A 19173-nucleotide genomic window follows, 5' to 3' on the forward strand; every position below is an offset into this window, starting at 1 on the left:
GCTCACCCGACACTTCACCTCGAGCGACCGCGGCCACGCGGCATCCGGGTTAACGACAACCGGCGGCGGACCCGTGAGGGCCCACCGCCGGTTGCTGATCGTGTCGCGACTACTTCGCGGCGACGACCTGGAGGTTGATCGTCGCGACGAGGTCCTCGCGGAGACGGATCGTCGCCTCGTGGTCACCGGTCGACTTGATCGGCGTCGGGATCTCGACCTTGCGGCGGTCGATCTCGGCGATGCCGGCGGCCTTGACCGCGTCGGCGATGTCGGCCGGGCGGACCGAACCGAACAGACGACCCTCGGCGCCGGCCTTGACGGTCAGCGTGACGGTCGCGGCCGAAAGGCGCGCCTTGAGGTCGCGGGCCTCTTCGATCGTGGCGAGCTCGCGGGCCTCGCGGCCCGCCTTGATCGCCTCGACCTGCTTCTGGCCACCACGGGACCACGCCACGGCGAAGCCCTGCGGGATCAGGTAGTTGCGGGCGAAACCGGGCTTGACGTCGACGACGTCACCGGCGGAGCCGAGGCCGGAGACCTCGTGCGTGAGAATGAGCTTCGACATCGGGTGACTCCTAGCGTCCCGAGCCCGCGTACGGCAGCAGAGCCATCTCGCGCGCGTTCTTCACGGCGCGGGCGATGAGGCGCTGCTCCTGCACGGAGACACCGGTGATTCGGCGGGCACGGATCTTGCCGCGCTCCGAGATGAACTTGCGAAGCGTGGCGACGTCCTTGTAGTCGATGACGCCGACGCGGATCGACTTCGCGGGAGCGGCGTTCTTGCCGCCCTTGGCCCCGCGGAGCGGCTTGCGGCGGTCGCCGCTGCTCTTTCCAGCCATGTCTTTCTTCTTTCTGGTCTATTCCGTCTGACCGCTACGGATCAGAAGGGGGTCTCGTCGTTGTAGCCGCCGGGGTTGCTCCACACGTCCTGAGCGGCAGCGCCGCCCGAGGAGGACTGGGAGCCCCACGGCTCGTCGCTCACAGCGCCCTGCGAACCGCCGCGGCCGCCGAAGCTGCCGCCTCCGCCGCCACCCGATGCACGGGTGACCTGCGCGGTCGCATACCGGAGCGAGGGGCCGATCTCGTCGACCTCCAGCTCGATGGTGGAGCGCTTCTCGCCTTCCTTGGTCTCGTACGAGCGCTGCTTGAGGCGCCCGGTCGCGATGACTCGCGAGCCCTTGGTGAGCGATCCGGCGACGTGCTCGGCGAAGTCACGCCACACGCTGGCGCGGAGGAACAGCGCTTCGCCGTCCTTCCACTCGTTGCTGGCACGGTCGAACGTGCGCGGCGTCGACGCGATCGTGAAGTTCGCGACGGCCAGGCCGTTCTGCGTGTAACGCAGCTCCGGGTCGGCGGTGAGGTTACCGACGACGGTGATGACGGTCTCGCCGGCCATCGACTACTCGGCGGCCTTCGCGGGACGGGCGGGGGCGGCGGCCTTGCGGGCGGCGCGCTCGTCGGCACGCTTGGTCGCGGCGGCGACCTGCGCGATGGCCTCCTCGGCGCGGAGCACCTTGGTGCGCAGCACGGCCTCGCTCAGACCGAGCTGGCGGTCGAGCTCCTGCGTCGCGGCGGTGTTCGCGGTGAAGTTGACGACGGCGTAGATGCCCTCGGACTTCTTCTTGATCTCATAGGCGAGACGACGGCGACCCCAGATGTCGATGTTGTCGATCGTTCCACCATCGTTGCGGATGACGTTGAGGAACCGATCGAGGCTGGGAGCCACGGTGCGCTCGTCGATCTCCGGATCGAGGATCACCATGAGTTCGTACTGATGCGTCACTAACCCACCTCCTTTGGTCTTAGCGGCCACAGACGGTCTGTGACAGGAGGGTCATGCATCGTGCCCATGGCCATAGGGGCCCGGGCAACCTGCCTAGTGTAGTTCGGTACGCATCAGAACCTCAAGGAGCAACTGAATGAGCATCCGCCTGGCCATCGCGGGCGTCGGCAACTGCGCGAGCTCCCTCGTGCAGGGCCTCTTCCACTACGCGGACGTCTCGGACGACGAACTCGTCCCCGGTCTCATGCACACCGTGTTCGGGCCGCACCGCATCCGCGACATCGAGGTGGTCGCCGCATTCGACGTCGACGCGACGAAGGTGGGCACGGATGTCTCCGACGCGATCTTCGCCGGACATAACAACACCCTCCGCTTCGCCGACGTTCCCGAGATCGGGGTGCCCGTGCTGCGGGGACCGACGCTCGACGGACTGGGGGAGTACTACCGCGACGCGGTCGAGGAGTCGTCGGCGGAGCCGGTCGACGTGGCATCCGTTCTCCGTGAAACGGGTGCGGACGTGCTCGTCTGCTACCTGCCCGTCGGCAGCGAGGAGGCGGCGAAGCACTACGCGCAGGCCGCCCTCGACGCGGGGGTCGCGTTCGTCAACGCGCTGCCCGTGTTCATCGCGAGCGACCCGGAGTGGGCCGCGAAGTTCACCGAGGCCGGCGTGCCGATCGTGGGCGACGACATCAAGAGCCAGGTCGGCGCGACCATCACCCACCGCGTGCTCGCGCGGCTGTTCGAGGAGCGCGGGCTCGTGCTCGACCGCACGTACCAGCTGAACGTCGGCGGCAACATGGACTTCCGCAACATGCTCGAGCGGCAGCGGCTCGCGTCGAAGAAGATCTCCAAGACGCAGGCGGTCACCTCGAACCTCGACACGACGACGCTGCCCGCCGAGGGCGTGCACATCGGGCCGAGCGACCACGTGCCGTGGCTCGAGGACCGCAAGGTCGCGTTCGTGCGCCTCGAGGGCCACGGCTTCGGCGGTGCGCCGACGAGCCTGGAGTACCGCCTCGAGGTGTGGGACTCCCCGAACTCCGCCGGCGTCGTCATCGACGCGATCCGCGCGGCCAAGATCGCGGCGGATGCCGGGCTCGGGGGCCCCCTCGAGTCGGCGAGCGCCTACTTCATGAAGTCCCCGGCGAAGCAGTACCCCGACCCGGTGGCGCGGCAGCTGCTCGAGGAGTTCATCGCGGCGCATCCTGGGGCCTGAGCTCGGCCTCGAGAGTGCGGAAAGTGCTGCTTCCGGTGACGGATGCAGCACTTTCTGCGCTTTCGGGCGGGTAGCAGGGCCTCGATACGCCGCCGAGGCGGCCACTCGACCGCCGAGAGAGCGTCAGACTCGGGCGGCCCACCACTCGCGCAGGCGCTGCTCCGCGGCATCCGGGCCCAGAAGACCCTCCTCGAGGCGCAGCTCGAGCAGGAAACGGTAGGCCTCGCCCACCTCGCGGCCGGGCTTCAGCCCGAGCACCCGCATGATGGCCTCGCCGTCGAGCTCGGGGCGCATCGCGTCGAGCTCCTCCTGCTCGGCGAGCGCCGCGATGCGCTCCTCGAGGTCGTCGTAGGCGAAGGCGAGCCGGTCGGCCTTGCGGCGGTTGCGGGTCGTGACATCCGCCCGAACCAGGATGTGCAGGCGGTCGAGCAGGTCGCCGGCGTCGCGCACGTAGCGGCGCACGGCCGAGTCGGTCCAGGTGCCCTCGCTGTAGCCGAAGAACCGCAGGTGCAGCTCGATGAGCCGCGCCACCTGCTTGATGGTCGCGGTGTCGAAGCGCAGCTCCTTGAGCCGCTTCGTCGCGAGCTTCGCGCCGACGACGTCGTGGTGGTGGAACGTCACGGCCCCACCCGGCTCGAGGCGGCGGGTGGCGGGCTTGCCGATGTCGTGCAGCAGCGCGGCGAGACGCAGCACCAGGTCGGGGGAGCGGTCGGGGGTCCGCTGCTTCTCGAGGTCGATCGCCTGGTCGACGACGGTGAGCGAGTGCTCGTACACGTCCTTATGGTGGTGGTGCTCGTCGATCTCGAGCCGCAGCGCCGAGATCTCGGGCAGCACGAGTTCGGCCACCCCGGTGTCGACGAGCAGCCGGATGCCGCGGCGCGGCGCATCCGCCGACAGCAGCTTCACGAGCTCGTCCCGCACGCGTTCGGCCGAAACGATCGACAGCGACGGCGCGAGCTGCTCCATCGCGGCGAGGGTGCCCTCCTCAACCGTGAAATTGAGCTGACCGGTGAAGCGCGCGGCGCGGAGGATGCGCAGCGGGTCGTCGCCGAAGCTCGTCGCGGGGTCGACGGGGGTGCGCAGCAGCTGGGCGAGCATGTCGTCGAGGCCGCCGGAGGGGTCGACGAGCTGCTTCTGCGGCACCCGCAGCGCGAGGGCGTTGACGGTGAAGTCGCGGCGCACGAGGTCGGCCTCGAGGCTGTCACCGAATTTCACGACGGGCTTGCGGGTCACGCCGTCGTATTCGTCGGCGCGGTACGTCGTGATCTCGACGGTCTGGCCGTCGATGCGGGCGCCGATCGTGCCGAACTCGCGGCCGATGTCCCAGTGCGCGTCGGAGAGGGGCTTGACGATCCGCAGGATGTCGTCGGGCCGGGCATCCGTCGTCAGGTCGAGGTCCGTGAGCGGCCGATCGAGGAACGCGTCGCGGACGGATCCGCCCACGAGGGCCAATTCGTATCCGGCCGAGTCGAACGCGACGGCCAGCTTCGAGATGGACGGGGAGTCCGCGAGCCGGCCGAGGCGGTCGAGGGCCTGCGCGACGCTCACCATGGGCATCCATCGTAGTCAGGCGGGCCTCAGGGCTCGCACCGCGCCCGCCTCCTAGAATCGTCGCGGACCGGCGCCCACCCGTCGGTCCTCCTGTTGCCTATGACATTCCGCCTCGGCCACGCTCTGCGCGGCACCCTCGTCGCCTGCCTCGTCGCCGCAGGGACGACTCTGGCGACCTCTCCCGCGGCGGCGGCAGTCGAAGGCGTCGGCCTCTCCGTGAGCCCCGCCTCGAGCGGCGTGCTCGCGCCGAACACCGACCTGCAGCTCAGCCTCACCGTCACCAACTCCACGGGGCAGGCCCTGCCGGGCGGCGAGGTCGACGTCGTGCTCGACCGCGGCGAGATCGGCAGCCGCGAGGAGCTCTCGCGCTGGCTCGCGGTCGACAGCGAGGAGGAGGCCGACGGCGCGACCATCGCGACGGTGCCCCTTGTGACCGAACAGCTGCAGCCGGGCACCAACCGCATCGACATCACCGTTCCCGCCGCCGCGGTCGGGCTGTCGGGCGAACCGGATGACTGGGGCGTGCACGAACTCGCGATCGAGGCGGAGGCCGGCGGCGAAGACCTCGGCGTCGCCCGCAGCACGATCGTGTGGAACCCGGGTCAGCCCTACCAGGCCACGCAGGTCGCCGTCGTCTCGCCGATCGTCGTGCCCGCCAACTCCTCGGGGCTCATCGGCGCCGAGGCCCTCGAGACCTACACCTCACCGAGCGGCCTGCTCACCCGTCAGCTCGACGCGGTCGACGGCGAGCAGGTCGCCGTTGCGATCGACCCGATGATCATCGCGTCGATCCGCGCGCTCGGCGTCTCCGCACCCGAGAGCGCCCTCGCCTGGCTCGACCGCCTGGACGACCTCGGCAACGAGACCTTCCCCCTCTCCTACGGCGACGCCGACCTCACCGCCGCCAACCAGGCGGGCGTGCCCCTGCTGCCGACCGTGTCGAGCCTGCAGTTCGCGCTGGATCCGGCCGACTTCCCCGCCGATGCCGCGGATGCCGCTGAGCCCGAGGCATCCGCGACCCCCAGCCCCTCCGCGAGTACCTCGGCGACGCCAGCGCCCGAGCCGCAGGAGTCGACCCTGCCGACCTTGGAGGAGCTGCTCGCCTGGGACTGGACGCGCACCGACGTGGCCTGGCCGGTCGAGGACACGGTGCTACCCACCGACCTCGACTATCTGCGCGACAACGGCTACACGACGACGATCCTCTCGAGCGGCAACGTGGATGTGCCGCGCGAGGAGGACCTCACTCCGGGCGCCGCCGTCACCGCGAACGGTACCGGCGTCGCGATGGCCGACGGGGGAGTGTCGTCGCTGCTGCGGCAGGCCTCGACCGCGGCGTCTGATGCCGAGTGGGGCCAGACCATGGCCGAGCTCGCCGCGACCCTCGCGGTGATCACCGACGAACAGCCCGACTCCGCGCGCGCCCTGCTCGCCACGACCACCCGCATCGAGCCGACCTCCGCCCTGCGCTTCGGGCAGACGCTCTCCGCGCTCGGCGCCCTGCCCTGGGTGGACACCACGAACTTCTCCTCCGCGACGTCGGCCGCGCCGGTCGAGGGCGGCATCCGCACCGACCGCACGCAGTCGCCCGAGCGCCTGACCGCGGTCGCCGAACTCGCCCGCGACGTGCAGGCCGTCGATGCCTACAGCGTCATCGCCGAGGACCCGGCGGCCCTCACCGGCCGCACCCGCGCCCGGTACGCCGCACTGCTCTCGCCGGCGTGGTTCGGCAACACCACGGGATGGGAGTCGGCGCGCGCCGAGTTCCGGCAGGACGCGGCCGCGATCCTCGGCGGCGTGCGGATCCCCGAGAGCTCGACCGTCAACTTCTACAGCTACGGGGCCCCGCTGCCGATCTCGGTGAGCAACGACCTGCCCCAGGCGGTCACCGTCACCGTGTCGGTGGCGTCGTCGAGCGCGATCCTGCAGGTCGAGCAGCCCATCTCGCAGCTCACGATCGAGCCGAACTCGTCGGCGCGCCTGCAGGTGCCCGTCACCTCGGTGGCGAGCGGCAACGCGACGGTCACCGTGCGCATCACCGGCCCGTCCGGCCAGGAGATCGCGCCGCCGTCGATCGTCGCGATCAACGTGCAGGCCGAGTGGGAGTCCCTCGGCACCGCGATCTTCGCCGCTCTCGTCGTGCTGATCTTCACCGCGGGCATCGTCCGCACCGTGCTCAAGCGCCGCAGGACGCGTGCTGCTGTTTCACGTGAAACACCGGATGCCGCGGAGCCTGAAATCGAGGAGGCGGAGCGCCCCGAGGCATCCGTCGCTCCCGACCAGAACGACAAGGAGGCCGACCGTGGCTGAGGGAGGTCTCGGCCGCGCGGCCGCGGTGCTGGCATCCGGCACTTTCGTCTCGCGGATCTTGGGATTCGCGAGCGCGCTGCTGCTCGCGGGAACGCTCGGAACCGTGGGGGCGAGCGCCAACGCGTTCACCCTCGCGAACCAGTTGCCGAACAACATCTACGCGATCGTGGCGGGCGGTGTGCTGAGCGCCGTGCTGGTGCCGCAGATCGTGCGGGCGAGTTCCGACCCGGACGGCGGGCAGGGCTTCATCAACAAGCTCGTCACGCTCGGGCTCGTCGTGTTCCTCGCGGCCGCGACCGTCGCGACCCTGTGCGCACCGGTGCTCGTGCGGCTCTACGCGCAGCAGGGGAGCGGTGGCGTCGGCTTCACGGCGGAGCAGATCGAGCTCGCCACCGCGTTCGCGTACTGGTGCCTGCCGCAGGTGCTCTTCTACGCCATCTACAGTCTGCTCGGCGAGGTGCTGAACGCCCGCAAGGTGTTCGGACCGTTCACCTGGTCGCCGGCGCTCAACAACGTCGTCGTCATCGCCGGGCTCGTGGCGTTCCTCGTGCTCTTCGGTGGCCCGGAGCAGCACGAGGACCCCGGCACCTGGGCGCCGGGCAAGATCGCCCTGCTCGCCGGCAGCGCGACGCTCGGTATCGCCGTACAGGCGCTCATCCTCTTCTTCTTCTGGAAGCGCGCCGGCCTCACCTACCGCCCCAACTTCGCGTGGCGCGGCGTCGGCCTCGGCCGCACCGGCCGCGCCGCCGCCTGGGTCTTCGGCATGATCCTCGTCACGCAGCTCGCCGGCCTCGTGCAGTCGAACGTCGCGACGCTCGCCGGTAGCGGTGACGCGGCCTCGAACACGGTGCTGCGGTATTCGTGGCTGATCTTCATGCTGCCCCACTCGATCGTCACCGTGTCGCTCGCGACGGCCTACTTCACGCGGATGTCGACGCACGCCCACGAGGGCGCCCTCGATAAGGTGCGGGCGGATGTCTCCTCCTCGCTGCGCTCCGTGGGGCTGTTCATGGTGTTCGCCTCGCTCGGGCTGGTCGCGCTGGCCTATCCGATGGCGGCCGTCTTCGACCCCCGCAACGTCGCCGCGATGGGCAACGTGCTCATCGCCTATCTGCCGGGCCTCGTCGCGTTCAGCGCGCTCTTCGTGCTGCAGCGGGTGTTCTACGCGCTCGAGGACACCCGCACGCCCTTCTTCCTCCAGGTGGTGCAGTCCGGACTCTTCGTCGTGCTCGCGCTGCTCTGCGCCCAGCTGCCGGTGGAGTGGATCGCGGTCGGCATCGCCACGTCGACCACCATCGCGGGAACGGCACAGACCGTCGTCGCTCTCCTCGTGCTGCGCAGGCGACTCGGCGGCATCGACGCCGCCCGCGTGGTGCGCCGGTACGTGCAGTTCCTTGTCGCCGCGCTCGTCGCGGCGGCGGTCGGCGTGGGAGTGCTCGCGCTGCTCGGGGCGTTCTCCGGCGGCTTCGCGGTCGACTCGCGCCTCACCGCCATCCTGTCGATGCTGCTCACCGGCCCCGTCATGGCCGGGGTCTACGGCGGCATCCTCGCCCTGATGCGCTCTCCCGAACTGGCGGATGTCGCGGGGCCGGTCATCCGACGCCTGCGCCGCCGCTGACTCCGTCGGGCTGTGCTACTGGCGGGCTCAGCGGCGTCGTGACCGCGCCCGGTCTGCTGTACCTCGTGTTCGTCGCGCACTCGTCGGTCGTCCCTCCGTTTCGGGCTCGTCGGACAACGGCGGAGCTGTTGCCCGCGGCATCCGTCGACCTGGGATTCGACTGACCACGCTGCCGGAACCCCAGGAATAGGCTGACCCCGCACCGTGTTGAGGGCATCGAGAGCCGCAAGGGTCATGAGACCCTGTACCGGCAATCCCACGAAACAAGGAGATCGAGCATCGTGCGCCAGGTGATCATCATCGGATCCGGACCGGCGGGCTACACCGCCGCGATCTACGCGGCGAGGGCCAACCTCAAGCCGCTCGTGATCGCCAGCTCGGTCGAGGCCGGCGGCGAGCTCATGAAGACCACCGAGGTGGAGAACTTCCCGGGCTTCCCCGAGGGCATCCAGGGCCCCGACCTCATGACCGCCATGCAGGAGCAAGCCGAGAAGTTCGGCGCGGAGGTCGTGCTCGACGACGTCGTGGAACTCGACCTCAAGGGCCCGGTCAAGCGCGTCACCCTCGGTAACGGCGACGTGGAGGAGGCCCTCACGGTCATTTTCGCCACCGGCTCGGCGTACCGCCGCATCGGCATCCCCGACGAGGACCGCCTCTCGGGCATGGGCGTCTCGTGGTGCGCCACCTGCGACGGCTTCTTCTTCCGCCAGAAGACCATCGCGGTCGTCGGCGGCGGCGATTCCGCGATGGAGGAGGCCACCTTCCTCACCCGCTTCGCCGACAAGGTGTACGTGATCCACCGTCGCGACAAGCTGCGCGCCTCGAAGATCATGCAGGACCGTGCGTTCGCCAACGACAAGATCGAGTTCGTCTGGAACAAGGAAGTGCGCCACATCTACGGCGACACCCAGGTCAAGGGCGTCGGTCTGCTCGACACCGTCGACGGCACCGAGACGATCATGGACCTCGACGGCCTCTTCATCGCGATCGGCAACGACCCCCGCACGCACCTCGTGCACGGCCAGCTCGACCTGACCGCCGAGGGCACCATCGCCGTCGACGGTCGCAGCTCGCGCACCAACATCCCCGGTGTCTTCGCCGCCGGTGACGTGATCGATCCGCACTACCGCCAGGCGGTCACCGCCGCGGCATCCGGAACCGTCGCCGCGCTCGACGCCGAGCACTACCTCGCGTCGCTGCCCGAGACCGCGCTGAGCGCGCCGGCCGACACGGCCGCCGCGATCGCCTGATCAAAGAATCCAATCGGAAGGAACAGATATGTCCGCTGCCAAGGATGTGACCGAGGCGACCTTCGAGCAGGAGGTCCTGAAGTCCGATAAGCCCGTGCTCGTCGACTTCTGGGCCGAGTGGTGCGGTCCGTGTCGTGCGGTCTCGCCGATCCTCGACCAGATCGCCGCGGAGAACGCAGACGCGCTGACCCTCGTCAAGGTCAACGTCGACGACAACCCGCAGCTCGCGATGAAGTACCAGATCACCTCGATCCCCGCGATGAAGGTGTTCAAGGGCGGCGAGGTCGTGAAGAGCGTCATCGGCGCCAAGCCGAAGCCGGTGCTCGAGTCGGACCTGGCCGAGTACCTCGTGCCGAGCGACGCCAGCAGCCTGTAGTTCCACCTCACACGAAGGGGCTTGTCCGAAAGGGCGGGCCCCTTCGTCTTTCTCTGCTTCGGCTCCACCCTTGAAGACCCGCGGGAATTCGCGGGAGGGCTAGTGTGTTTCTAGCGCTGGGCCTTGACCCATCCGCTTTGAAGCGCGTTCCTCCGCCACTGTGAGGACGGACCGAGTTCTCCCTACCTGGGGTCCACCCGAGCAGCCCGTTTCCGGCCTGGTCCGGGCGCCGGCTTCGGGCCACGCTGGTGAGATGACCACTCCCGTCACCGTCACGGTCACCGGCGCCGCCGGACAGATCGGATACGCGCTCCTCTTCCGAATCGCCTCCGGCGCAATGCTCGGTGACCGGCCGGTGCGGCTGAGGCTTCTCGAGATCCCGCAAGCCATCCGAGCGGCCGAGGGGGTGGCGATGGAGCTCGACGACTGCGCATTCCCCTTGCTCGCCGGCGTCGACATCACCGACGATGCTCGCGCCGCCTTCGACGCCGCCTCGGTCGCCCTCCTCGTCGGGTCGCGCCCGCGAGCGGCGGGAATGGAGCGTCGCGATCTGCTCGAGGCCAACGGCGGGATCTTCGCGCCGCAGGGTCGCGCCCTCAACGAGACGGCGGCCGATGACGTCCGCGTGCTGGTCGTCGGCAACCCGGCGAACACGAACGCCCTGATTGCAGCGGCGCACGCTCCCGACATCCCGAAGTCGCGATTCACCGCGATGACGCGGCTCGATCACAACCGCGCCGTCGCGCAGCTCGCGAGGAAGACGGGCAGCAGCGTGAGCGAGATCACCCGTGTCGCGATCTGGGGCAACCACTCCGCGACGCAGTTCCCGGATGTCACGCACGCGCTCGTCCGCGGAGTTCCAGCTACGACCGTCGTCGCGGACCAGCCGTGGCTCGTCGACACGTTCATCCCGACGGTCGCGAAGCGCGGGGCCGCGATCATCGACGCCCGCGGCTCCTCGTCGGCCGCATCTGCGGCCAGTGCCGCGATCGACCACATGCGCGACTGGCACACCGGCACCGCCGAGGGGGACTGGACGTCGGCAGGCGTCTGGTCGAACGGCGAGTACGGCGTACCGGCAGGGCTCATCTCGTCGTACCCGGTCGTCGCCGAGGCGAGGGAGTGGCGCATCGTGGACGGGCTCGAGCTCGACGAGGCGTCGAGACGGCGCCATCGTGCGTCGCTCGATGAACTCGTCGACGAGCGCGATGCAGTAGAGGCGCTGGGCCTGCTCTAGGGGGTGGTCGCTCGCCGCCGGCGAAGCACCTCGGCGGCGCTCCCTCTCAACGCGCCCCGTGGTGGCAAGGACTGACGCCGGCAGGTGTACGCCCGTTCTGTCGTGCCACGTCGACAGTGGAGGTGCGGTTCACTCGCGCCGAACGGCGCTGCTTCGTCGCCTGCTCCTGTTTCACGTGAAACATCGCCCGCGGGCACCCAGGCCAGCACCTCGGCGGTGGCATCCCCGGTCTAAGCGGGGGAGCCCTGAGGCGGAAGTAGGGTTTATTCGTGCCGCCGCTTCGTTCGCTCGACCAGTCATCCAAGCTCAAGGACGTCCTCTACGAGATCCGCGGCAAGGCCGGCGTCGCCGCCGCGCAGCTCGAGTCCGAGGGTCACACGATCCTGAAGCTCCACACCGGCAACCCGGCCGCGTTCGGGTTCGAGGCGCCGTATCAGATCGTGCGCGACATGATCGAGGCGATCCCGAAGGCCCATGGCTATTCCGAGTCCCGAGGCATCCTCTCCGCGCGGCGGGCCGTCGTGACGCGGTACGAGACCATCCCTGACTTCCCGCGGTTCGATCCGAACGACGTGTATCTGGGGAACGGCGTCTCCGAGCTCATCACGATGGTGATGCAGGCCCTCCTCGACGAGGGCGACGAGGTGCTCATCCCCGCTCCGGACTATCCGCTGTGGACCGCGATGACGAGCCTCTCCGACGGCACGCCCATGCACTACCGGTGCGACCCCGACAACGGCTGGCAGCCCGATCTCGAAGACATCGAGTCCAAGATCACCGAGCGCACCAAGGCAATCGTCGTGATCAACCCGAACAACCCCACGGGCGCCGTCTACAGCCGTGAGGTACTCGAGGGGATTGTCGACATCGCCAGGCGACACAGCCTGCTGCTGCTCGCCGACGAGATCTACGACCGCATCCTGTTCGACGGCGCCGAGCACATTCCGCTCGCATCGCTCGCGCCGGACCTGCTGTGCCTCACCTTCAACGGCCTGTCGAAGACCTACCGCGTCGCCGGCTACCGCTCCGGGTGGCTCGTGGTCACCGGACCCCGCCAGCACGCCGAAGGTTTCATTGAGGGGATCAACCTGCTGGCGTCGACGCGGCTCTGCCCCGGGCCCGGCCAATACGCGGTGCAGGCGGCACTCGGGGGAGTGCAGAGCATCGACGCCCTCATCGCGCCCGGCGGACGCCTGCTCGAGCAGCGGAACACGGCCGTCGAGACGCTCAACACCATCTCCGGCGTCAGCTGCGTCACGCCGCGGGGCGCCCTCTACGCGTTCCCGCGCCTGGATCCCAACGTCTACGAGATCCACGACGACGCGAAGCTGATCTACGACCTGCTCGTTCAGGAGCACATCCTGCTGGTGCAGGGGACTGGCTTCAACTGGCCGACTCCTGACCACCTGCGTATCGTCACGCTTCCCGAGGCCCGGGTGCTGCGCGAGGCGATCGAACGGCTCGGCAACTTCCTGTCGTCCTACAAGCAGTGATGTTTCACGTGAAACAACCGACAAGTCGCGCGCGCCATTGGTGGGCGCGAGCAGCATTCGGTTGATGAGCACCCGCCGCTGATCGGCGCGGGCGTGACACGGCTTGGAGCGCATGCCCCCCAAATCCGCGCTTCCGTTAATCGGCTCGCACGCGCCCGGCGCTGGTCAGCGCGAGCGTGAGTACCCCTCGTGACGGCGTGCCGCTGATCCTTGCGAACGCGCCGTGATCGAGCACTCGCGAGCGCCGCTGACCCGCGAGCACATCTGACCTAGAGCCAGCCGTCGGACGCTGCGGGGGACCTGCTGAACCTCGCGCGGAACGGATGACCGCGGGCTCTCGCCCCGCAAGCCCGTCCTCCGGCGATGGGCTGGGAACGCCTCTACCGCCGCGGCTGCCTTGTTGGACCTCCGGTCGAGGTGCCGTGGCTCCGTCTGCGTCTTGCTGATCGTCCGCCCTAGGCGACAGGACGTCACCCGGGGGCTAGAGGCGCGATGCGATGGGAAGCGACGCGACGGGAGAGCCCGAGGTGTATGGCCGGACGAGCTCGCCTGAGAAATAGTCGTTCTTTGGACGTGCGGCCCTCCGTCCGTTCAGGTCTGTCGGCATAGCGCGGGCGTCAGTAGTGCCGTTCTCGCAGGCATGAACCGCCTCTTGGAGAGGGCGGACGGTGGTGACCGGTGTTTCACGTGAAACAGCAGTGAACGAGCCGACTCCGCGTACGAGCCTCGCTGAGTCGGGACGCCGTGCGAAAGTCCCAGTTTCGGTCCCTGCCGGACCTGAACCGCTGGCGGGGCTTGCACGCGAAGCGATCCGTCAGCGAGGTGCGCGGCGTCACACCTTCGGCGCTGGCCGGCCTCCTCACATTCGCCACGTCGCAATTGCCCCTTCGCGGCTCCGACCAGCGCATCGCCCCGCTGTACCCGCGCCGCCCGGCGGGTCGACCGACGTCGGGGGCCGGTTGCCGCTGCTTCCACTCCGTTCAGCCTTGGACCTTCTGCCCGCCTTCCGCCAACCCGCGCCACCTAGCCAGATCGCGTGAACGCTCAAAGCGGGCTCGACAACCCCGAGTCGCGGGTTCCTCGATCGGTGGGTCGTCCCATCCGGTCGTGTTCGGATCGGGCGGTAGCGCGGCTTCCTGGCCCGTAAACCTGATTGGCGCATTGCCGTCTCATCGGCAACGGCCGCGGCCGCGGCCGCCAATCGATTCACCCGGGGGAGTGGCGGCTCCTCTGATACGCGGCGCGATGAGCGCCCGACCTCCCCGGACGCCTGTCCGAACTCATCGTTTCACGTGAAACGTCGAAGGCGCGACGGAGCAGCGGTGGTCAGTCACACGAACGGCGGCAGCGGAAAAATGTCGGACCGAGGTCGGTACGCAATCTCCCCACCGCACCACGCGCTGAGCCGGGTGGTGCAGCTCGACAGAGCGCAATGACTCCAACTTCGATGCACAGGAACTCAGCCGCTGAGTCGACCCAACGTCCACACTGGCACGGTAGAGCCGGCGTCCAGCGGCAGGTCGACGACTAACGCCGCCCGGCCTGAACCGATGGAACGCGCGCGCCAGCTATCTCTGGTTGTTCAACCGAAGCCCGGCTCGCCGAGCTCCCCGAGAATACGGTTGAGGTCGCCGACCGTCGCGAAGTCGATGACGATCGTGCCCTTCTTCACACCGAGGTTGACCTTCACCCGGGTGTTCAGGCGGTCGCCCAGCCGGTCGGCGATCTCGTCGAGTTGGCCCTGCTTGCGGCCGGCGGCGGCCTTGCGCTTGGGCCCGGTCGACAACTGGCCAGCGGCAGCCTCGGCGGCGCGGACCGAGAGGTCTTCGTTGACGATCTTGTCGGCCAGCTTCTCCATCGCCTCGGTATCGGGCACGGCGAGGATGGCGCGAGCGTGGCCGGCGGTCAGCACGCCGGCGGCGACACGAGACTGGACCGACGGGGGGAGTCGGAGCAGACGGATCGTGTTGGTGATCTGCGGACGCGATCGCCCGATGCGCATCGCCAGCTCCTCCTGGGTGATGCCGAAATCGGCCAGGAGCTGCTGGTAGGCGCTCGCTTCCTCGAGGGGGTTGAGCTCGGCGCGGTGCAGATTCTCGAGGAGGGCGTCGCGCAGCATCGCGTCGTCGTCCGTCTCACGGATCACCGCGGGGATGCGCTCCAAGCCGACAGCCTTGCTGGCGCGCAGACGGCGTTCGCCCATGACGAGCTCGTACTTCGCGCCATCCGCCTTGGCACCCTTGATGGGGCGCACGACGATGGGCTGGAGCACGCCGATTTCGCGGATGGAGACGATGAGTTCGTTGAGCTCCTCCTCGCGGAACTCCTTGCGGGGCTGGTTCGCGTTCGGTACGACCTCGTGGGGAGAGATGCTCGCGAGGCGCGCGCCGGGCACGGCGACGAGTTCGGAGTCATCCGGGCCCTGCTCGGGAGAAGCCGACGAGGCAGCCGGCGCTTCCACGATTGCCGTCGCCGCGGTCGACCCGTTCGAGGGGAAGAACACGTCGACGGGACGGTGAGCGGTGGTGTCCTCGGGGGAGGGGATGAGGGCTCCGATGCCCCTGCCCAGACCGGTGCGCTTTGCCATCAGGCTTTCACTCCTCTTGCGGCGATCTCCTTCGCCGCCTCGAGATAGGACAGGGATCCGGGGGAGTTGGTGTCGTACGTGATCACCGTCTGCCCGTAACTCGGTGCCTCCGAGATGCGTACCGACCGGGGAATCAACGCCTGCAGCACCTGCTCGGGGAAGTGCTCGCGCACCTCCTGCACGACCTGATTGGAGAGGTTGGTGCGCACGTCGTACATCGTGAGCAGGATCGTCGACACCCGCAGCTCGGGGTTGAGGTGCCGTTCGATCAGCTCGATGTTGGAGAGCAGCTGGCTCAGTCCCTCGAGCGCGTAGTACTCGCACTGGATCGGGATGAGCACCTCGCGCGCCGCGACGAAGGCGTTGATCGTGAGGAGCCCGAGCGAGGGCGGGCAGTCGATGAAGACGTAGTGGAACGGGTCGTCCGCGGAGGCAGTGAGAAAGTCGTCGAGCGCGGTCCGGAGCCTTTGCTCGCGCGCGACCGTCGACACGAGCTCGATCTCCGCGCCGGCCAGGTGGATGGTCGCCGGAGCGCAGAAGAGCTGCGGGAACTCCGGGCTCTGCTGCACGACATCGGCGAGCGGCATGTCGTTGATGAGCACGTCGTAGATGCTTTTGGTGTCCTGGTGGCGCTCTGCACCGAGCGCGGTGGAGGCGTTGCCCTGCGGGTCCAGGTCGATCACGAGCACGCGGGCGCCGTTGCGCGCGAGGGCGGCGGCCAGGTTGACGGCGGTGGTGGTCTTGCCCACGCCGCCCTTCTGGTTCGCGACGGTGAAGACGCGGGGTTTCTCCGGCACGGGGAAGGTGCTGATCGCCAGGGCGTTCCGCCGACGCGTCAGGTCAGCGATCTCCCGCGCGAGCGGAGTGCTGTCGTCGAAATCGGTCGAAGAAGCCAAGTCGCGGGTGTCTTTCTCGCTGTTGTTTCACGTGAAACGTCTGTCGCGACGCTCACGCCGGGACCGGGGGGAGCGGACCCGTCAGTCCGTCGGACGCGTTCCAACTTTAGCCCTGAACACCCTCGTCACCTCGGGAAGCACACCCGTGCCGAGCTCCAGGACTTCGATGTCGTGCAGGTCCGCCTTGCGGATCGCTTTCGCGGCCGCCTCGATCTCCTTCTCCACGCTCGCACCCTTGAGGAAGACGAGCTCGCCGCCCTGCCGCACCAGCCGAGCTGTCATCGGAATGAGCTTCGAGAGTGCACTGACGGCTCGAGCGGTCACCTGGTCGAAGGGGTTGCCGAACGGGATCTCCTCTGCGCGGGCGCGGACGATCTCGACGTTGTCGAGACCCAACTCGGATGTCTGCTCCTGCAGCCACTCGATACGGCGCTCCATCGGCTCGACGAGCACCATCGTGACATCCGGGCGTGCGATGGCGAGCACGAGGCCGGGGAGACCGGCGCCACTGCCGATGTCGGCGACCCGCCCCGGTCGGAGCAGCGGTGCCATCAGCGCGCAGTTCAGCACGTGTCGCGTCCACAGGCGCGGAAGCTCGAGCGGACCGATCAGTCCGCGCTCCTCGCCGTGCTCCGCCAGGGCGGCGGTGAAGCGGCGGGCGAGGTCGATCCGGGTTCCGAAGAGCTCGGCGGCGGCCGCCGGCTCGGCCTCGACGACCGGGGGTTCGACGTCCGTCACGCCGGGGTGATGACCGTGTGCCGGTCGCGGCCTTCGCCCTCGGACTCCGACCGGTAGCCGCGCTCGGCCACGATGTCGTGGACGAGCTTGCGCTCGTAGGACGACATGGGCGGGAGCGAGGCGGACGCCGCGCCCTCCTCGAGCCGCTCGATCGCCTTCTCCACGAGCTTCGACAGCTCGCCACGGCGCGCGTCGCGCGAGCCGGCGATGTCGAGGATGAGGCGCGAGAACTGCCCGGTCTTCGTCTGCACCGCGATGCGGGCGAGCTCCTGCAGCGCGGCCACCGAGTCGGGGGTCGCCAGGATCGAGAGGTTGCTGCCCTCCGACGCCGTCACCGACAGGTAGGCACGCCCACCGCGGGTGTCGATGTCGATGTCGCCATCGAGGTCGGCGATGTCGAGGAGCTCCTCGATGTAGTCCGCTGCGACATCCGCCTCGCGGTCGAGGTCGGTGCCGGCTCCGGTCTCGTCGACGTGGGTCACTTCTTCGCTCCCTGCTTCTTCGCACGGTTCTTACCGACGGGCTGCTGACGCTGCGTGGTCACGGGCTTCGCTGCGACCGCGTGCTCCTCGTCGGCCTCGTCCTCGTCGGCGACGCTGCCGCCGCGGCGCTTCGCACGACGCTGCGCCTTCTTGGCGTCGCGCGCCTCCTTGGCGAGGGCGGCCTCCGAACCCGGCGTCGGCATGTTCCGGATGACGATGAACTGCTGCCCCATCGTCCAGAAGTTCGAGACGAGCCAGTAGAACATCACGCCGAGCGGGAACGTGAAACCGGAGAACGCGAAGACCAGCGGCAGCAGGTACAGCAGCACCTTCTGCTGCCGGTACATCGGGCTGGCCTTCATCTCGGCCGACTGGTTCTTCGACATGATCTGCAGCTGCGTGATGAACTGCGAGGCGGTCATGAGCACGACCATCGAGACCGCGATGATCTGCACGAGCGGCGTCGACGCGGTGACGAAGGTGTCGTGCAGCGGCGCGAGATCGAAGATCGACGCGCTGCCGAACTGAGCGGCGAGGCGGTCGTCGAGCAGGCCCACGCCCCGGGTGCCGTTCTGGGCGTTGTTGAGCACGGAGAACAGACCGAAGAAGATCGGGATCTGAACCAGCAGCGGGAAGCAGCCGGCCAGCGGGTTGGTGCCCGCCTTCTTGTACATGTCCATCGTCTCGCGCTGCATCGCCTCGCGCGAGAACTGGTCGGTCTTGCCCTTGTACTTGTCCTGGATCTTCTTCAGCTGCGGGGCGATCTCCATCATCCGCCGCTGGCTCTTGATCTGCTTGACGGTCAGGGGGATGAGCGCAGCACGCACGACGAGCACGAGCCCGACGATCGAGAGCACCCACGTGAGTCCCGCGGCGGGGTCGAGTCCGACGGCGGTGAGCAGCGTGTGCCAGCCGACCAGAATCGCCTCGATGACCCATTTGATGGGCCAGAGGATGGCGTCGATGATGTTCATAGCGAGGGGGAGACTCTCTCTCGGCCGGGGGCCACGACGAATCCGAACGGGGTCAGAGCGTACTTCGGACGACCCCGTTCGGGGATGTCGTCCACGCCTCCCGCCGCCCACGGGTGGCAGCGGGCGATGCGGAGAGCGCCGTACACGGACCCCCGGAGGAGCCCGAAGCGCTGGATGGCTTGCAATGTGTAGCTGGAGCAGGACGGGTAGTAGCGGCAGACGTCGCCGTACAGCGGGGAGACGACCGCGCGATACGCCTTCAACAACACCACCGCAGCATTGCGGGGGAGTAGGAGGAGGAACGTGAGCACGCGGGTCATGCGAGCGCGGCGCCCCTCTCGATGGCGGTCGTCAGTTCTCCCCGGAGGCTAGCCCAGGAAGCCGAGGCCGCGCCGGGAAGGGCGCGGACCACGATGTCGGTGCCGGGACGCGTTTCGGAGAGCAGTTCCCAGCTCGCGGCCTTCAGCCGCCGGCGCACCCGGTTGCGGACCACGGCGTTCCCGACGTTCTTCGCGACGATGAAGCCGAACCGCGGGGCGGCATCGGAGTCACGCGCGAGCACGTGCGTGATCGTGTTCGCGCCCGGATAACGCCGACCGCGCCGCACGACGAGGCGGTAGTCCGCCCCGCGTACGACGCGGTTGGCTTTGGCCAGCACAGGCCTG

Annotated in this window: 19 protein-coding genes; 7 read left to right on the forward strand and 12 right to left on the reverse strand. The window is 68.8% G+C overall.

What is annotated here, in order from left to right:
* Positions 1 to 109: 109 nt before the first annotated feature.
* Genes rplI through rpsF form a run of 4 tightly spaced genes read right to left on the reverse strand, consistent with a single transcriptional unit; the run spans position 110 to position 1780 of the window.
* Positions 110 to 562 (reverse strand): 50S ribosomal protein L9, encoded by a 453-nt coding sequence (gene rplI / locus JUB10_RS08065; RefSeq protein ID WP_207455319.1) that lies wholly within the window; start codon positions 560 to 562, stop codon positions 110 to 112.
* A gap of 10 nt (positions 563 to 572) precedes the next feature.
* Entirely contained in the window at positions 573 to 836 is a 264-nt protein-coding gene (rpsR, locus tag JUB10_RS08070; RefSeq protein ID WP_012039648.1) for a 30S ribosomal protein S18, read from the reverse strand.
* A gap of 41 nt (positions 837 to 877) precedes the next feature.
* Complete coding sequence (locus JUB10_RS08075) at positions 878 to 1393, reverse strand: single-stranded DNA-binding protein (RefSeq protein ID WP_207455320.1); 516 nt, start codon at positions 1391 to 1393, stop codon at positions 878 to 880.
* 3 nt (positions 1394 to 1396) lie between these two features.
* Entirely contained in the window at positions 1397 to 1780 is a 384-nt protein-coding gene (gene rpsF / locus JUB10_RS08080) for a 30S ribosomal protein S6 (RefSeq protein ID WP_207455321.1), read from the reverse strand.
* Between the two features lie 136 nt (positions 1781 to 1916).
* Here rpsF and JUB10_RS08085 point away from each other — a divergent pair, with 136 nt between their 5' ends.
* Positions 1917 to 2996: an inositol-3-phosphate synthase gene (locus JUB10_RS08085; RefSeq protein ID WP_207455322.1), complete on the forward strand. Its 1080-nt coding sequence runs from the start codon at positions 1917 to 1919 to the stop codon at positions 2994 to 2996.
* Between the two features lie 123 nt (positions 2997 to 3119).
* Here JUB10_RS08085 and JUB10_RS08090 read toward each other — a convergent pair whose 3' ends face one another.
* Entirely contained in the window at positions 3120 to 4547 is a 1428-nt protein-coding gene (locus tag JUB10_RS08090) for a CCA tRNA nucleotidyltransferase (RefSeq protein WP_207455323.1), read from the reverse strand.
* Between the two features lie 99 nt (positions 4548 to 4646).
* On the opposite strand from JUB10_RS08090, the gene JUB10_RS08095 reads away from it, so the two are divergent.
* The 6 genes from JUB10_RS08095 to JUB10_RS08120 all read left to right on the forward strand — a co-directional run bounded on the left by JUB10_RS08095 (position 4647) and on the right by JUB10_RS08120 (position 12831).
* A complete protein-coding gene (locus JUB10_RS08095) occupies positions 4647 to 6857 on the forward strand; it encodes a DUF6049 family protein (protein WP_207455324.1) in 2211 nt (736 codons plus the stop codon).
* On the forward strand, positions 6850 to 8475 hold the full coding sequence (gene murJ, locus JUB10_RS08100) for a murein biosynthesis integral membrane protein MurJ (protein ID WP_307859153.1): 1626 nt from the start codon (positions 6850 to 6852) through the stop codon (positions 8473 to 8475). The genes JUB10_RS08095 and murJ overlap by 8 nt, the downstream gene beginning before the upstream one ends.
* Positions 8476 to 8756: 281 nt before the next feature.
* Positions 8757 to 9725: a thioredoxin-disulfide reductase gene (trxB, locus tag JUB10_RS08105; RefSeq protein WP_207455326.1), complete on the forward strand. Its 969-nt coding sequence runs from the start codon at positions 8757 to 8759 to the stop codon at positions 9723 to 9725.
* Positions 9726 to 9753: 28 nt separating this feature from the next.
* Positions 9754 to 10101: a thioredoxin gene (gene trxA, locus JUB10_RS08110; protein WP_207455328.1), complete on the forward strand. Its 348-nt coding sequence runs from the start codon at positions 9754 to 9756 to the stop codon at positions 10099 to 10101.
* 253 nt (positions 10102 to 10354) lie between these two features.
* Positions 10355 to 11338 (forward strand): malate dehydrogenase, encoded by a 984-nt coding sequence (locus JUB10_RS08115; RefSeq protein WP_207455335.1) that lies wholly within the window; start codon positions 10355 to 10357, stop codon positions 11336 to 11338.
* A gap of 269 nt (positions 11339 to 11607) precedes the next feature.
* A complete protein-coding gene (locus JUB10_RS08120) occupies positions 11608 to 12831 on the forward strand; it encodes a pyridoxal phosphate-dependent aminotransferase (RefSeq protein ID WP_207455336.1) in 1224 nt (407 codons plus the stop codon).
* Between the two features lie 1582 nt (positions 12832 to 14413).
* On the opposite strand, the gene JUB10_RS08125 is transcribed toward JUB10_RS08120, so the two are convergent.
* The 7 genes from JUB10_RS08125 to rnpA form a co-directional block, all read right to left on the reverse strand.
* Positions 14414 to 15418, reverse strand: a complete 1005-nt coding sequence (locus JUB10_RS08125) for a ParB/RepB/Spo0J family partition protein (protein ID WP_207455338.1) — start codon at positions 15416 to 15418, stop codon at positions 14414 to 14416.
* On the reverse strand, positions 15418 to 16314 hold the full coding sequence (locus tag JUB10_RS08130; RefSeq protein WP_207455340.1) for a ParA family protein: 897 nt from the start codon (positions 16312 to 16314) through the stop codon (positions 15418 to 15420). The genes JUB10_RS08125 and JUB10_RS08130 overlap by 1 nt, the downstream gene beginning before the upstream one ends.
* Before the next feature lie 81 nt (positions 16315 to 16395).
* Positions 16396 to 17052: a 16S rRNA (guanine(527)-N(7))-methyltransferase RsmG gene (gene rsmG / locus JUB10_RS08135; RefSeq protein ID WP_207455342.1), complete on the reverse strand. Its 657-nt coding sequence runs from the start codon at positions 17050 to 17052 to the stop codon at positions 16396 to 16398.
* Entirely contained in the window at positions 17049 to 17534 is a 486-nt protein-coding gene (locus tag JUB10_RS08140; RefSeq protein ID WP_207455344.1) for a Jag family protein, read from the reverse strand. The genes rsmG and JUB10_RS08140 overlap by 4 nt, the downstream gene beginning before the upstream one ends.
* Positions 17531 to 18508, reverse strand: a complete 978-nt coding sequence (gene yidC, locus JUB10_RS08145) for a membrane protein insertase YidC (RefSeq protein ID WP_207455346.1) — start codon at positions 18506 to 18508, stop codon at positions 17531 to 17533. Before yidC ends, JUB10_RS08140 begins: the two co-directional genes overlap by 4 nt.
* Complete coding sequence (gene yidD, locus JUB10_RS08150; RefSeq protein ID WP_207455348.1) at positions 18505 to 18828, reverse strand: membrane protein insertion efficiency factor YidD; 324 nt, start codon at positions 18826 to 18828, stop codon at positions 18505 to 18507. The genes yidC and yidD overlap by 4 nt, the downstream gene beginning before the upstream one ends.
* Entirely contained in the window at positions 18825 to 19166 is a 342-nt protein-coding gene (gene rnpA, locus JUB10_RS08155; protein ID WP_207455349.1) for a ribonuclease P protein component, read from the reverse strand. Before rnpA ends, yidD begins: the two co-directional genes overlap by 4 nt.
* Positions 19167 to 19173 lie beyond the last annotated feature (7 nt).

Source organism: Desertivibrio insolitus (assembly GCF_017355965.1).
GTDB lineage: Bacteria > Actinomycetota > Actinomycetes > Actinomycetales > Microbacteriaceae > JAFIQW01.